This window comes from Pseudomonas sp. AK181, assembly GCF_051122975.1.
In the GTDB taxonomy this organism is placed as follows: domain Bacteria; phylum Pseudomonadota; class Gammaproteobacteria; order Pseudomonadales; family Pseudomonadaceae; genus Aquipseudomonas; species Aquipseudomonas lactis.
Map to the genome: position 1 here is coordinate 5641169 of NZ_CP146348.1, position 13850 is coordinate 5655018.

The 13850-nt window shown below is 61.7% G+C and carries 15 protein-coding genes and 1 pseudogene; 10 read left to right on the forward strand and 6 right to left on the reverse strand.

Going from position 1 to position 13850, the window contains the following annotated elements; genetic code table 11:
- Positions 1–6: 6 nt before the first annotated feature.
- The 10 genes and pseudogenes from V8689_RS25810 to V8689_RS25855 form a co-directional block, all read left to right on the forward strand.
- A pseudogene (locus tag V8689_RS25810) lies at positions 7–417 on the forward strand (DUF3299 domain-containing protein); the annotation flags it as partial.
- Positions 404–1327: a MerR family transcriptional regulator gene (locus V8689_RS25815; RefSeq protein WP_434520648.1), complete on the forward strand. Its 924-nt coding sequence runs from the start codon at positions 404–406 to the stop codon at positions 1325–1327. The pseudogene V8689_RS25810 and the gene V8689_RS25815, both read left to right, overlap by 14 nt.
- Positions 1328–2770, forward strand: coding sequence for a deoxyribodipyrimidine photo-lyase (gene phrB, locus V8689_RS25820; RefSeq protein WP_056785356.1), 1443 nt, complete (start codon positions 1328–1330; stop codon positions 2768–2770).
- Complete coding sequence (locus V8689_RS25825; RefSeq protein ID WP_056785357.1) at positions 2763–3185, forward strand: nuclear transport factor 2 family protein; 423 nt, start codon at positions 2763–2765, stop codon at positions 3183–3185. Before phrB ends, V8689_RS25825 begins: the two co-directional genes overlap by 8 nt.
- Positions 3182–3964, forward strand: coding sequence for an SDR family NAD(P)-dependent oxidoreductase (locus V8689_RS25830; protein ID WP_056785359.1), 783 nt, complete (start codon positions 3182–3184; stop codon positions 3962–3964). Before V8689_RS25825 ends, V8689_RS25830 begins: the two co-directional genes overlap by 4 nt.
- Positions 3961–5208: an NAD(P)/FAD-dependent oxidoreductase gene (locus V8689_RS25835; protein WP_056785361.1), complete on the forward strand. Its 1248-nt coding sequence runs from the start codon at positions 3961–3963 to the stop codon at positions 5206–5208. Before V8689_RS25830 ends, V8689_RS25835 begins: the two co-directional genes overlap by 4 nt.
- Complete coding sequence (locus V8689_RS25840; RefSeq protein WP_056785364.1) at positions 5205–6014, forward strand: DUF1365 domain-containing protein; 810 nt, start codon at positions 5205–5207, stop codon at positions 6012–6014. Before V8689_RS25835 ends, V8689_RS25840 begins: the two co-directional genes overlap by 4 nt.
- Positions 6001–7272, forward strand: a complete 1272-nt coding sequence (locus V8689_RS25845; RefSeq protein WP_056785367.1) for an SAM-dependent methyltransferase — start codon at positions 6001–6003, stop codon at positions 7270–7272. The genes V8689_RS25840 and V8689_RS25845 overlap by 14 nt, the downstream gene beginning before the upstream one ends.
- Complete coding sequence (locus V8689_RS25850) at positions 7265–7756, forward strand: DUF2878 domain-containing protein (RefSeq protein WP_056785371.1); 492 nt, start codon at positions 7265–7267, stop codon at positions 7754–7756. The genes V8689_RS25845 and V8689_RS25850 overlap by 8 nt, the downstream gene beginning before the upstream one ends.
- 54 nt (positions 7757–7810) lie before the next feature.
- Entirely contained in the window at positions 7811–8113 is a 303-nt protein-coding gene (locus tag V8689_RS25855; RefSeq protein ID WP_003188364.1) for a YkgJ family cysteine cluster protein, read from the forward strand.
- 108 nt (positions 8114–8221) lie between these two features.
- Here V8689_RS25855 and V8689_RS25860 read toward each other — a convergent pair whose 3' ends face one another.
- The 6 genes from V8689_RS25860 to hemA all read right to left on the reverse strand — a co-directional run bounded on the left by V8689_RS25860 (position 8222) and on the right by hemA (position 13587).
- Complete coding sequence (locus V8689_RS25860) at positions 8222–8740, reverse strand: acyloxyacyl hydrolase (protein ID WP_014716838.1); 519 nt, start codon at positions 8738–8740, stop codon at positions 8222–8224.
- Positions 8741–8851: 111 nt separating this feature from the next.
- Positions 8852–9646 carry a glutamate racemase gene (murI, locus tag V8689_RS25865; RefSeq protein ID WP_056785374.1) on the reverse strand — a complete coding sequence of 265 codons (795 nt, stop codon included), beginning with the start codon at positions 9644–9646 and terminating at the stop codon, positions 8852–8854.
- Positions 9639–10394 (reverse strand): molybdopterin-synthase adenylyltransferase MoeB, encoded by a 756-nt coding sequence (locus tag V8689_RS25870; protein ID WP_056785378.1) that lies wholly within the window; start codon positions 10392–10394, stop codon positions 9639–9641. Before V8689_RS25870 ends, murI begins: the two co-directional genes overlap by 8 nt.
- A complete protein-coding gene (prmC, locus tag V8689_RS25875; protein WP_003188360.1) occupies positions 10388–11218 on the reverse strand; it encodes a peptide chain release factor N(5)-glutamine methyltransferase in 831 nt (276 codons plus the stop codon). Before prmC ends, V8689_RS25870 begins: the two co-directional genes overlap by 7 nt.
- Entirely contained in the window at positions 11219–12301 is a 1083-nt protein-coding gene (gene prfA, locus V8689_RS25880) for a peptide chain release factor 1 (protein ID WP_003188358.1), read from the reverse strand.
- The gene (hemA, locus tag V8689_RS25885) at positions 12298–13587 is read right to left on the reverse strand and encodes a glutamyl-tRNA reductase (RefSeq protein WP_056785381.1); all 1290 of its coding nucleotides are present in this window, start codon (positions 13585–13587) and stop codon (positions 12298–12300) included. The genes prfA and hemA overlap by 4 nt, the downstream gene beginning before the upstream one ends.
- Positions 13588–13850: the final 263 nt, after the last annotated feature.

Below are 13850 nucleotides of genomic sequence, written 5' to 3' on the forward strand. Positions count from 1 at the left end.
GCTTCGATGCGTCGTGCCCTGTTTGCCCTGTTGTTGTTGATGGCCGTGCCTGCCTGGGCGCAGGAGCAGCCCAAGGATTTGTCCTGGCAGGAGATGATCCCGCCGGATGCGCCACCTGAAGTGCCCAATATGAAGCCGCTGCACGACCTGTCGAACATGGCCGATGCCTTGTCCGCCGAAGCCGCGCCGGCGGCCAAGCAGGACATGCCCAACGCGCCGGTGGTGCAGAGCCTGGATGGCCAGCATATTCGCCTGCCGGGGTATATCGTGCCGTTGGAAGTCAGCGAAGAAGGCCGCACTACGGAGTTTCTGCTGGTGCCGTATTTCGGCGCCTGCATCCATGTGCCGCCACCGCCGTCGAACCAGATCGTGCATGTGAAAAGCGAGGTGGGGGTGAAGCTCGATGAGCTGTATCAACGAACCCGGCGAAGACCTCGCCCTGGCCCTGGAAAACGGCTGGCTGCCGATCCGCGAGGTGGCGCGCCAGACCGGCGTGAATGCGGTGACGCTGCGCGCATGGGAGCGCCGCTATGGCCTTATCGTGCCCCAGCGCACGCCCAAAGGGCATCGGTTGTTCAGCGACGAACATGTGCAACGCATCCAGGCCATCCTCACCTGGCTCAATCGCGGTGTGCCGGTCAGCCAGGTCAAAGGGCTGATCGACTCCGCCCAAGGCAGCCCGGAACCGATGGAAAACGAGTGGCAGAGCCTGCGCCAGCACTTGGTGAGTGCCATCAGTGAACTGGCCGAGCGCCGGGTCGATGACGCGTTCAACCAGGCCATGGCGCTGTACCCGCCACGCACTTTGTGCGAGCAACTGATGCTGCCGCTGCTCAACGAGCTGGAACAGCGCTGGCAGGGCCAGTTCGGCGCGCAGATGGAGCGGGTGTTCTTCCTGTCGTGGTTGCGCAGCAAGCTCGGCGCACGTATCTATCACAACAATCGTCAACTCCACGGCGCGCCGCTGTTACTGGTCAATCATTCCGACCTGCCCCTGGAACCCCACCTGTGGCTAAGCGCTTGGCTAGCCAGCAGTGCTGATTGCCCGGTGGAAGTGTTCGATTGGCCGTTGCCGGTCGGCGAACTGGCCCTGGCGGTGGAACACCTGCAACCGCGTGCGGTGCTGCTGTATTCGAGCAAGGCCCTGCAGGTGCCGGCACTCAGCAAACTGTTGGGCGGAATAAGTTGCCCAACCGTGATTGCCGGACCAACGGTGTGCATCCACCACGCCGAGTTGGGCGTATTAACCCAAGACATCCCTGAGTTGTCCGTGGCCGAGGACCTGTTGTCGGCCCATCAATTATTGATCCAGCGTGGAATTGTCTAAATGCATCTGATCTGGCTGCGCACCGACTTGCGCCTGCACGACAACACTGCCCTGGCTGCCGCGAGCCAGCGTGGCCCCGTCGTGGCTGTTTACCTGATCACGCCCGAGCAATGGCTGGCCCACGATGACGCGCCGTGCAAAGTCGATTTCTGGCTGCGCAACCTGCAGCACCTGAGCCAGGCACTGGGCAACCTCAACATCCCGCTGTTAATCCGCCATGCCGCGACCTGGGACCAGGCGCCGACGGTGCTGAGCCAACTGTGCAGCGAGCTGTCGGTGGAGTCGGTACACGTCAACGAGGAATACGGCATTCACGAGAGCCGCCGCGACAGCGCCGTGGCCCAGGCCCTGGAAGCTGACGGTGTGACCTTCCACAGCTACCTGGACCAACTGTTTTTCAAACCGGGTAGCGTGCTGACCAAGACCGGCACCTACTTCCAGGTGTTCAGCCAGTTCCGCAAGGTCTGCTACAGCCGCCTGCACAGCGCCCTGCCCCGCGTGGTGCCGACGCCAAAGGCCCAGGCCGAACTTGGCGTGAAGAGCGACCCTGTGCCGACGGCTGTCGAAGGGTTCCAGACACCCAGCGAAACCTTGCGTGCGCTCTGGCCCGCAGGCGAAGACGAAGCGCGCCGTCGCCTCGATGCCTTCGCCGATCAGCAGATCAGCTATTACAAGGACGAACGCGACTTCCCGGCCAAGCCCGGCACCAGTCAGCTTTCTGCCTACCTGGCCGCCGGTGTGGTTTCGCCGCGCCAGTGCTTGCACGCCGCGCTGCAAACCAACCAGGGCGAGTTCGAAAGCGGCGACATCGGCGCCATCACCTGGATCAACGAGCTGCTGTGGCGCGAGTTCTACAAACACATCCTGGTCGGCTACCCACGGGTTTCCCGCCACCGCGCGTTCCGCCCGGAAACCGAAGCGCTGGCCTGGCGCAAGGCGCCCGAAGACCTGGCCGCCTGGCAACAGGCGCGCACCGGCTTGCCGATCATCGACGCGGCCATGCGCCAACTGCTGGAAACCGGCTGGATGCATAATCGCCTGCGCATGGTGGTGGCAATGTTCCTGACCAAGAACCTGCTGATCGACTGGCGCGAAGGCGAGCGCTTCTTTATGCGCCACCTGATCGACGGCGACCTGGCGGCCAACAACGGCGGCTGGCAGTGGAGCTCGTCCACCGGCACCGACTCGGCGCCGTATTTCCGGATATTCAGCCCACTGAGCCAATCGGAAAAATTCGACGGCGACGGCGTGTTCATCAAACGCTGGCTCCCGGAGCTGGCCGCGCTGAATAAAAAACAAGTGCACAACCCCGAAACGGCCGGCGGCCAGTTCGGCGTGGCAGATTACCCGCGTGCCATTGTCGATTTGAAACAGTCCCGCGAGCGCGCCTTGGCTGCCTTTCGCCGGCTGCCTTCGCGCCAGGAGATGGCCGAACATGAGTGACTTCCTGCGCCAGTTCGCCCACACCTTCGCCACGCTGGACAAGCACAACCTGCACCTGCTCGGCAGCCTGTACAGCGAGGACATCGCCTTTGCCGACCCCCTGCATGAAGTTCAGGGCCTGCCAGCGTTGCGGCGCTACTTTGCCGACTTGTACAACAACGTCAGCCAGCTGGATTTTGACTTCCACGGCTTCGATACCGTGGCCGAAGGCGAGGGCTACCTGCGCTGGACTATGCGTTTTCGCCACCCACGCCTGGCCGGCGGCCAGATGATCGAGGTGCCAGGCTGTTCCCATTTGATGTGGCACGACAAGATTTACCGCCATCGCGACTATTTCGATGCCGGCGCCCTGCTCTATGAACATGTCCCCCTACTGGGTCGCGTTATTCGTTGGCTGAAAAGGAGAATGGGATGAGCCTTACACCGCCCCGTCGTTACTGGCTGACCGGCGCCAGCAGTGGTATCGGTGCCGCGCTGGCCGTGGAGTTGCTCGACAGCGGCGCCCACGTGGCCCTCAGTTCCCGCACCCAAGGCCCGCTGGATGCCCTCGCCCTTCGTTATCCAGGCCAGGTGCTGGTGGTGGCCGGCGACCTGACCAACAGCCAGACCGTGCGCGAGATCGGTGAGCGTATCCGCGAGGTCTGGGGTTCACTGGACACGGTGATCCTCAACGCCGGCACCTGCGAATACGTGGACGCCCGGCAATTTGATGCCTCGATCATCGAACACGTGGTGCGCACCAACCTGCTGGCCAGCAGTTATTGCATCGAGGCCGGGCTGCCGCTGTTGCGCGCCGGGCGTACCCCGCACCTGGTGGGCGTGGCCAGCGCCGTGACCTACCTGCCCATGCCCCGCGCCGAAGCCTACGGCGCATCCAAGGCCGGCCTGCGTTACTTGTTCGAATCCCTGCGTATCGGCCTGTCGCCGGAAAACATCGACGTCACCGTGATCAGCCCGGGCTTTGTCGACACGCCGCTGACCGAGCGCAATGATTTCCCCATGCCCTTGAGCTGGCCGGCCGACAAAGCCGCGAAACACATCTTCGCCAAGCTGGAAAAACGCCCGCTGGAAATCGCCTTTCCGGCCATGTTCATTGCCACTTTGTGGCCGCTGTCGAAGCTGCCCAACCGCGCGCAATTGATCATCGGCAAACGCATGCTGCGCAGCCCGCCACCGAAGAAGGACGACCTGTGAAGATCGCCATTATCGGCAGCGGCATCGCCGGGTTGACCAGCGCCTACCTGCTCAGCCGTCGCCACGACATTACGCTGTTCGAAGCCAGTGACTGCATTGGCGGGCATACCCATACGGCCAACGTGACGGTCGACGGCAAAAGCTATGCGGTGGACACGGGCTTCATTGTGTTCAACGACTGGACCTACCCGAATTTCATCCGCTTGCTGGAGCAAATCGGGGTCAGGTTCAAACCCACCGAGATGAGCTTTTCGGTGTGCGACCAAAGCATCGGCTTTGAGTACAACGGCAACAACCTCAACAGCCTGTTTGCCCAGCGCCGCAATATTCTGTCGCCGGGGTTCTGGGGCATGTTGCGCGATATCCTGCGCTTCAATCGCCAGGCGCCGCTGGACTTGCAGGAGCAGCGCATCAGCGCCGACATGACCCTGGGCGATTACCTCACCGCTGGCGGTTATGGCCCCAGGTTTATCCGGCATTACATCGTGCCGATGGGCGCGGCCATCTGGTCGATGTCCCTGGCCGATATGCTCAAGTTCCCCCTGCAATTTTTTGTGCGCTTCTTCAAGAACCACGGCTTGCTCTCGGTGAGCAACCGCCCGCAATGGTGCGTGATCGAAGGCGGTTCCAGCCGTTATATCGAGCCGCTGACCCGCAGCTTTCGCGAACAGATACGGCTCAACTGCCCTGTGCATAAGGTGCAACGCAGCGACGAAGGTGTAGTTATCCACAGCCCGGCCGGCAGTGAAACCTTTGACCGCGTGGTATTCGCCTGCCACAGCGATCAGGCCCTGGCCTTGCTCGACGACCCCAGCCAGGCCGAACAACAGATCCTCGGTGCCCTGCCCTACGCCAACAACGACGTGGTGCTGCACACCGACACACGCCTGTTGCCCGACCGCAAACTGGCCTGGGCCAGCTGGAACTACCGGCTGACGGGCAACACGCAACAACAGGCCGCCGTCACCTATGACATGAACATTCTGCAAGGCATCGACAGCGCCACCACCTTTTGCGTCAGCCTCAACCAGACGCCGATGATCAACCCGCTGAAGATCCTGGCGCGCTACACCTACGCGCATCCGCAATACAGCTTGGCCGCAGTGGCGGCGCAGGCACGCTGGGAAGAATTGAACGGCGTGCGCAATACCTTTTACTGCGGTGCCTACTGGGCCAACGGTTTTCACGAAGACGGCGTGGTCAGCGCCCTGCGTGTGGCCCAGGCCTTTGGGGAAACCCTGTGAACAGCGCCTTGTACAGCGGCTGGATCGCCCATCGCCGGTTTACGCCCAAGGCCCACGCCTTTCGCTACCGCATCGGCCTGCTGTACCTGGACCTCAGCGAAGAGGACGAAGTACTGGGGCTCTCGCCGCTGGCCGGCACGGGTCGCCTGGCGCCTTTCGGTTTCCGCCAGCAGGATTACCTGCGTGAATTCACCCGCCACGGCATCAGCCTGAGCGATGCCGTGCGCCACGAAGTCGGCAAGGCTCTGGGGCAAACACCCCAGGGCGCTATCTGCCTGCTGACCCAGGCCCGCAGTTGGGGCCTGGCTTTTAACCCGGTGAGTTTCTTCTACTGCTTCGAGGCTGACGGGCAACTGGCCGCGATCCTGTGTGAAGTGACCAACACCCCATGGCGCGAGCGCTATCACTACGTGCTGCCCGCCCAGGCACTGGGCGCCGATGAGCATCAGCATTTCGCCGTGGCCAAGGCCTTCCATGTGTCGCCGTTTTTACCTCGCGACCTGGAATACCGCATGAGTTTCAGCCCTCCCGCCGCCCGGCTCGGCGTGCACATGGCCGATTGGCAGGGCACGCAAAAAGTCTTCGACGCCACCTTGAGCCTGGAAAAACAGGCACTGAGCCGCGCCAGCCTGCATCGCTATTTATGGCGCTTTCCCTGGATGACCGCCAAGACCGGCCTTGCAATTTATTGGCAAGCCTTGCGCCTGCTGCTCAAACGCACTCCGATTTTTTCCCATCAGGCCGCCGATGGCGCCTCTCGCACCGCAGTCGGGTATACCAAGGATCGCCACCATGAAATCCCCTAGCTTATCGGTCAAGGCTAACCGCCTGAACGTCAACGGCATGACTGCTGCGCTATTGCGCAAAGGCGTGTTGCGCCAGCTCAACCAATTGCGCCATGGCCAGTTGGTGATCATCGAGGATGGCGAGCGGCAAGTCTTCGGCGCACGGGAAGCGCACCTGCTGGGCGAGATCCAGATTCTCGACGCGGCGGTTTGGGGCCTGGTGGCCGCCAATGGCTCGATCGGCGCCGGCGAAGCGTTTATCCATGGTTATTGGACCAGCCCCGACCTCACCGCCGTGGTGCGGGTGATGGTCAGCAACCTGGAGGTGCTCGACGCCATGGAGGGCGGCCTGGCTCGCCTGGCCCGGCCGTTCACCCAGGGCCTGCACTGGCTCAACCGCAACACACGCAAAGGCTCGCAAAAAAATATCGCCGCCCATTACGACCTGGGCAACGACCTGTTCGAAGAATTTCTCGACCCCACCATGATGTACTCGGCGGCGCAATTCCTCACGCCTGATGACACCCTGGAGCAGGCACAGCTGAACAAGCTGGCGCGCATCTGCCAGAAACTGGCGCTCAAGCCCAGCGACCATCTGCTGGAAATCGGCACCGGCTGGGGCAGCATGGCGTTGTATGCGGCGCAGCATTACGGTTGCCGGGTCACCACCACGACCTTGTCCAAGGAACAGTTCACCTACACCGCGCAGCGTATTGAGGCGCTGGGCCTGCAAGATCAAGTGACGGTGTTGCTGAGCGATTATCGCGACCTCACCGGTGAGTACGACAAACTGGTGTCGATCGAAATGATTGAAGCGGTGGGCCATCGTTTCCTGCCCACCTATTTCAAACAGTGCGCACAGTTGCTCAAGCCCGACGGCCTGATGCTGCTGCAAGCCATCACCATTCGTGAACAGCGTTTTGAACAGGCCAAGCGCAGCGTTGACTTTATCCAGCGCTACATCTTCCCCGGCGGCGCGCTGCCCTGTGTACAAAACATGCTGCAGATCGTCAGCCGCGACACCGACATGAACCTGCTGCACATGGAAGACTTCGGCCTGCACTACGCCCGTACCCTACGCCTGTGGCACGAAAATTTTCGCCGCGCCCATGGCCGTCTTGCGGAATTGGGTTATGACGAATACTTCCTGCGCCTGTGGGAGTTTTACCTGTGCTACTGCGAAGGCGGCTTTATGGAGCGCACCATCGGCACCGCACAGTTGCTGCTGGCCAAACCGGCGGCCATCAATCCGCCGTTGCTCGGGCGTTTCAGTGCTTAAATCCTTGGCCAATGCCGTGCTGTTTCAGTGCGGCTGGTTTGCCTGCGTGCTCGGTGGCGATAGCGGTTGGCTGATGATCGGCATCGCGGCGCTGGGCGCGCACCTGCTGTGGATAAGTTCATGGACCAGGGAGGGGCGAGTGATTCTGGCCGTGACGGTGCTGGGTACACTGGTCGATACCGCACTGCGCGGGCTCGGCGTGTTTGAGTTCAATACGCCGGGGCCGCTGATTCCGCTGTGGCTGATACTGTTATGGGCCTTGCTGGCCACCACCTTGCGGCATTGCCTGGCCTGGAGCGCACAGCCCTGGTGGCTGGCCAGCCTGCTAGGCGCGGTGGGCGGGCCGTTGTCTTATTACGCCGGCAGCCAATTGGCAGGCGTGAGTTTTGCGTACGGCACCACCCCAACACTGATCGGCCTGGCGCTGTTATGGGCCATGCTCTTTCCGCTGTTGCACGGGGTTGCGCAGAGGCTGGAGCACTGACGCCCGTCCGAGCATTCATACGCGTCTAGCGCACTTGCCTTACACTGCGCGCCTATGACCAACATCCCTCACATTCAAATCACCGAACCCGTCACCTGCTCGACGTGCGCGGCCTGTTGCTGCCAGCTGGAAGTCATGCTGATCACCGACACTGGCGTGCCGCAACGCTTTATCGATACCGACGATTGGGGGGGTGAGGTGATGTTGCGCCTGGACGACGGCTGGTGCGCAGCGTTGGACCGCGACACGATGATGTGCACGATCTATGAGCTGCGGCCGTTGATTTGCCGGGAGTTCGAGATGGGGGCACCGGAATGCCTTGAAGAACGTGAAGGCATTACCACGGCTTACCGCTGATTCTGTAGGAGCGAGCTTGCTCGCGAAAAACCTGAGAACGCCGCGTTAAACCTGATTCGCTGCGTTATCGTTGAGGTTCTTCGCGAGCAAGCTCGCTCCTACAGTGCATTACAGCGGCATGGTGTAGTGCAGCGAGTAGCTCTCTACCCCATCGTTATTGCTGCTGATACCGGCGTTGGAATAATGGGTGGCACGAATGCCCACTTCATGCCCGCCGTTGAACCGCAGGCCGAAACCCAGGCGGTCTTCGAACTGGAAGGACTGGCCAATGTTGTTGTCTTCCAGCCGAGTGCGGGAGAACAACGCCACGCCGATACCGGCTTCGATGTAGGGCTTGACCGACTCGCCGGCAAACTCATACACAAATACCGGCGAGAACGACAGGCTGCTGGCGCCCGCACGGTCATCCCCTTCCCAATAGGTATAGGCGCCGCTCCAGTAGCCGGTCAGTCGGCCGACATTGCTCTGCATCCAGCTTTTGTCCCAATCGGAGGTCAGGCCCAGGCGGTAGGTCAGCGTCGAATCGCTGGTGCTACCCAAGCCGAACTCCAGGCCGGCGGCCTGGGCTGAAACAGAGTGTCCCAACATAGCGGCCGCAATCGCAGCCAAACAGAACAAGCGCTTCATGTGAAACGTCCTTTGCAAACGGAATAATTGGGTTATGTACAGGCTAACGAGCTATAGAAGCCGACGCATAGCCAGAAGTTCAGCTTTTTTCAGTGTTATTTCACGAAATTTTCACGAGCCAAAGCTTCGCACAACTCCAGGATGTTTCCAAAGTGTCGGTAGGATATTTCTTAGGTGGGGCAGGTCGCCGCTGGTCCAGAACTGTGCAGGTTCAGGTTCGCCAGCGGCCAGCAGGTCGCGCTCACCCAGCAAGCGCTTGAGCTGGCGCGCCACGGCGGCGCCAGTATCAATGAGGATGATGCTGGGGGGCAGCATCTGCGCCAGGAGTGGCTTGAGGAAGGGATAGTGGGTGCAACCCAGGATGATGGTGTCGCAACCGGCGCTGAGCAGCGGTTCGATATAGCCTTGCAACAGGGTGTGCAAGGCGGGGCTATTCAGGTCGCCAGCTTCAATCAACTCCACCAGACCTGGGCATGGCTGGGTAATCACTCGCACATCGGTGGCAAAGCGGTCGAGCAAGGCGGCGAACTTGGCGCTTTGCAGGGTGCCGGTGGTGGCCAGCACACCCACCACACCACTGCGCGTGGCTGCGGCCGCAGGTTTCACCGCAGGCTCCATGCCCACCAACGGCCAATCGGGGTAGTCCTGGCGCAAATCGGCGACGGCGGCGACGGTTGCCGTGTTACAGGCAATCACGAACGCCTTGGCGCCACGCTCGCGGAAAAACTCAGCGACCGAGCGAGAACGTTCAAGAATGAACGCCGGCGTTTTCTCGCCATAGGGAATGTGCCCGCAGTCCGCCACGTACAGCAGTGACTCGTGGGGCAACAACTGCTGGATTTCTTCCAGCACCGTCAGGCCGCCGATGCCGGAATCGAACACACCGATAGGCGCGCCCTTAACCATGTTGTGTTCCGCAGACGCTGCAGCCAGGGTCGCGCTTGACGCGCAACTCACGAAAACGCGTGGTCAGCGCATCGATCAACAACAGGCGTCCCACCAACGGCTCACCAAAACCGGCCAGCAGCTTCAAGGCTTCCAGCGCTTGCAGGCTGCCAACCACCCCCACCAACGGCCCGACGACGCCGGCTTCGCTGCAGGTCAGTTCGGTGTCGCTGCCGTGCCCATACAAACAGTGGTAACAGGGGCTGTCGGCGCGACGGGAATCGAATACCGACAATTGCCCCTCAAGGCGAATGGCCGCGCCACTGATCAACGGCTTGGCGGCGGCGACGCAGGCCACGTTGACCGCCTCGCGGGTAGAGAAGTTGTCGCTGCAATCGAGCACCAGGTCCACTGCGTTGACCGCAGCGGCCAGCGAGTCGCCATCCAGCGCAGCACGATGGGCGACCAGGGTGACTTCAGGGTTGATCGCCTTCAGGCGCCCCATGGCCGACTCGACCTTGGTCTGCCCCACGCTGTCAGTGTCATGGATGATCTGGCGTTGCAGGTTGGTTAAATCGACCGTATCGAAATCCGCCAAGTGCAACTCGCCCACCCCAGCAGCGGCCAGGTAAAGCGCCACCGGTGCGCCCAGCCCCCCCAGACCGACGATCAACGCGCGGCTCTGTTTCAGGCGTAATTGGCCATCGATGTCGACATGCTGCAACAGAATCTGCCGGCTATAGCGCAACAGCTCCTGGTCGGTCAGCACGGGCGGCGCCCCAAGGTGATGCGTTCGTGACCGCCGAGGTCGATGCGGCTGTGTACGCCTTCAAAGCCCTGGTTCAGCAACAAATCGCGCACGGCCTGGGCCTGGTCGTAACCGTGTTCGAGCAACAGCCAGCCGCCGTCGTTCAGGTGGGCAGGAGACTCTGCAATGATCAGGCGCAAATCGTCCAAACCATCGTGCCCCGCCACCAGCGCACTGGCCGGTTCGAAGCGCACATCGCCGGCCACCAGGTGCGGGTCATTGTCGGCAATGTAGGGCGGGTTACTGATGATCAGGTCGAAGCGGTGGCCTTGCAGGGCGCTGAACCAATGGCTGCTCAGCACCGTGGCGTTATGAAGGTGCAGGCGTTGGCGATTGCGCTCGGCCAGGGCCACGGCTTCCAGCACACGGTCGACCGCAGTGACCTGCCAGGCCGGACGTTCGCTGGCCAAGGCCAAGGCGATGGCGCCGCTGCCGGTGCCCAGGTCCAGGACCTGGGCGGGCGTGGCGGGCAGCAACTCCAGGGCGGCCTCCACCAGCAGCTCGGTTTCCGGGCGCGGGATCAGCGTGTGCGGAGCCACTTCAAGGTCGAGTTTCCAGAAACCTTGCTGGCCGAGGATATACGCCACCGGCTCGCCGCTGCGGCGGCGCTGCAGGTAGCTGGCAAACGTCAGGGCGTCTTCGCTGCTGACGATTTTTTCCGGCCAGGTATGCAGGTAGCTGCGCGATTTGCCCAGGGCAGCGGCCAGCAGCAACTCCACGTCCAGGCGCGCTGTCGGCGAGTCGGGCAGGTCAGCGGCGCGCAGCAGGCTGGCAATGATGGTCATTTAGTCACCTATCGCCGCCAGTTGATCGGCCTGGTATTCGGCGAGCAACGGCTCGATCACCGCATCCACGCCACCGGCAAGGATTTCGTCGAGGGAGTACAGGGTGAGGTTGACCCGATGGTCGGTAACCCGGCCCTGGGCAAAGTTGTAGGTACGAATACGCTCGGAGCGGTCGCCGGAGCCCACCAGCAGCTTGCGTTCGCTGGCAATTGCGTTGGCTGCGGCGCTGGTCTGCTGGTCGTTCAACTTGGCCGACAACCAGGACATGGCCCGCGCACGGTTCTTGTGCTGGGAACGTTCTTCCTGGCACTCCACCACAATGCCCGACGGCAAGTGTGTGATACGGATCGCCGAGTCGGTCTTGTTAACGTGCTGACCACCCGCGCCGGATGAGCGGTAAGTGTCGACACGCAAATCCGCCGGGTTGATCTCGATGGCTTCCTGTTCGTCCGGCTCAGGCAACACGGCGACGGTGCACGCCGAGGTGTGGATACGGCCTTGGGACTCGGTGGCCGGCACTCGCTGCACGCGGTGCGCACCGGACTCGAACTTCAGCTTGCCGTAGACGTTGTCGCCTTCGACCCGGGCGATGACTTCTTTATAGCCGCCGTGCTCGCCCTCGTTCTCGGAAAGGATCTCCACGCGCCAGCCGCGCCGCTCGGCATAGCGCGAGTACATGCGGAACAGGTCGCCGGAAAAAATCGCCGCCTCGTCGCCACCGGTACCGGCGCGGATTTCGAGGAACACGTTGCGCCCGTCGTTAGGGTCCTTGGGCAGCAACATGCGTTGCAAGTCACCCTCAAGCTCGGCGAGTTTTTCCTTGGCTTCGCGGACTTCTTCCACGGCCATTTCGCGCATGTCCGGGTCGCTGTCCTTGAGCAGGGCCTGGGCGCCTTCGAGGTCGGCCTGGACTTTCAGCAGGTTTTTATAAGTGGCCACAATGGGCTCAACTTCGGCGTATTCCTTGGAATAAGCACGAAATTTGGTTTGATCGGAAATGACCTCGCCATCGCCGAGCAAGGCGGTCAGTTCTTCGAAACGGTCCTGGAGCACGTCCAGTTTATTGAGCAGTGACGCTTTCATTGCGGTTTTTTATCCGAAGAGCTGTCTGACGCGCCCTCACCGAGGGCAAAGAGTTCCTGGGCCATGGCCAGCGCATCGAGGCGGCCTTCGGCGGTAAGCTTTTTCAACTGGACGCTAGGGGCGTGAAGCAGTTTGTTGGTCAGGCCACGGGCCAATTGCATCAGCACCTCTTCGGCGCCGCTGCCGTTAGCCAGCATGCGCTGGGCCTTGAGCAACTCTTCATCACGCAGGCGTTCCCCCTGCTGACGATACGCCTTGAGCACATCCACTGCCGCCAGTTCACGCAGGCGCACCATGAAATCTTCGGCGCCGGTGCTGACCATTTCCTCGGCGGCCTGGGCGGCACCCTGGCGGCTCTTGAGGTTTTCGGCGACGACTTCATGCAGATCATCGACGCTGTAGAGGTAAACGTCGTCTAACTCGCCGACTTCGGGCTCGATATCCCGGGGAACGGCGATATCTACCATGAAGATCGGCTTGTGCTTGCGCAGCTTCAATGCGCTTTCGACCGCACCCTTGCCAAGAATCGGCAACTGGCTGGCGGTGGAGCTGATGACGATATCACTGCGTACCAGCTCAGCGGGAATGTCCGACAGCAGCACCGCATGGGCACCGAACTGCTCGGCCAGAATGCTGGCGCGCTCCAGGGTGCGGTTGGCGACCACAATACGCTTCACGCCAAGGTCATGCAGGTGACGGGCCACCAGGGTGATGGTTTCCCCGGCGCCGATCAGCAGGGCCTGGCTGCGCTGCAAGTCGCTGAAGATCTGCCTGGCCAGGCTCACGGCGGCAAAGGCCACGGACACCGGGTTTTCGCCGATGGCCGTGTCGGTGCGTACCTGTTTGGCAGAATTGAAGGTGGCCTGGAACAGACGGCCCAGCAACGGGCCGACGGTGCCGGCCTCACGCGCCACGGCGTAAGCGGATTTCATCTGGCCGAGGATCTGCGGTTCGCCCAACACCAGTGAGTCGAGACCGGCCGCCACGCGCATCATGTGACGAACTGCCGCATCCTCTTCATGCACATAAGCGCTGGCGCGCAGGTCATCGAGGCTCAAATGGTGATAATCGGCCAGCCAGCGCAGCACCACATCGGCTGAAAGATGTTCCTGCTCTATATAGAGCTCGCTGCGATTGCAGGTCGAAAGGATCGCAGCTTCGCGGCTGTCGGTGAGCCGGCAGAGCTGCTGCAGGGCCTCAACCAACTGCTCTGGCGTAAACGCCACGCGCTCGCGCACGTCTACGGAGGCAGTCTTGTGGTTAATACCGAGTGCGAGGAAGGCCATTCAATATCGCTGATGATGTCGGGAAGCCGACAATTGTCCTACTTCGAAAGATCCAGAACAACCACCGTCGTCTATTGTCCCTATACCTTGTGCCTATCAATGCACTTTTGTAGGAGCGAGCTTGCTCGCGAAAATCGTCAACGATAACGCGGCAAGCCTGGCGCTCAGCGACGCTCTCGGGTTTTTCGCGAGCAAGCTCGCTCCTACAAAGGGAAGGCAAAAGGCAGCAATAGTCGTATTCCGAGTGCCCCGGTTATGTTTGG

What these genes read in the sequence shown, in the direction of transcription:
- V8689_RS25815 (WP_434520648.1), top strand. Translation starts at nt 404, where the DNA reads ATGAGCTGTATCAACGAACCCGGCGAAGACCTCGCCCTGGCCCTGGAA.
- phrB (WP_056785356.1), top strand. Translation starts at nt 1,328, where the DNA reads ATGCATCTGATCTGGCTGCGCACCGACTTGCGCCTGCACGACAACACT.
- V8689_RS25825 (WP_056785357.1), top strand. Translation starts at nt 2,763, where the DNA reads ATGAGTGACTTCCTGCGCCAGTTCGCCCACACCTTCGCCACGCTGGAC.
- V8689_RS25830 (WP_056785359.1), top strand. Translation starts at nt 3,182, where the DNA reads ATGAGCCTTACACCGCCCCGTCGTTACTGGCTGACCGGCGCCAGCAGT.
- V8689_RS25845 (WP_056785367.1), top strand. Translation starts at nt 6,001, where the DNA reads ATGAAATCCCCTAGCTTATCGGTCAAGGCTAACCGCCTGAACGTCAAC.
- V8689_RS25855 (WP_003188364.1), top strand. Translation starts at nt 7,811, where the DNA reads ATGACCAACATCCCTCACATTCAAATCACCGAACCCGTCACCTGCTCG.
- V8689_RS25860 (WP_014716838.1), bottom strand. Translation starts at nt 8,740, where the DNA reads ATGAAGCGCTTGTTCTGTTTGGCTGCGATTGCGGCCGCTATGTTGGGA.
- murI (WP_056785374.1), bottom strand. Translation starts at nt 9,646, where the DNA reads ATGGTTAAGGGCGCGCCTATCGGTGTGTTCGATTCCGGCATCGGCGGC.
- prmC (WP_003188360.1), bottom strand. Translation starts at nt 11,218, where the DNA reads ATGACCATCATTGCCAGCCTGCTGCGCGCCGCTGACCTGCCCGACTCG.
- prfA (WP_003188358.1), bottom strand. Translation starts at nt 12,301, where the DNA reads ATGAAAGCGTCACTGCTCAATAAACTGGACGTGCTCCAGGACCGTTTC.
- hemA (WP_056785381.1), bottom strand. Translation starts at nt 13,587, where the DNA reads ATGGCCTTCCTCGCACTCGGTATTAACCACAAGACTGCCTCCGTAGAC.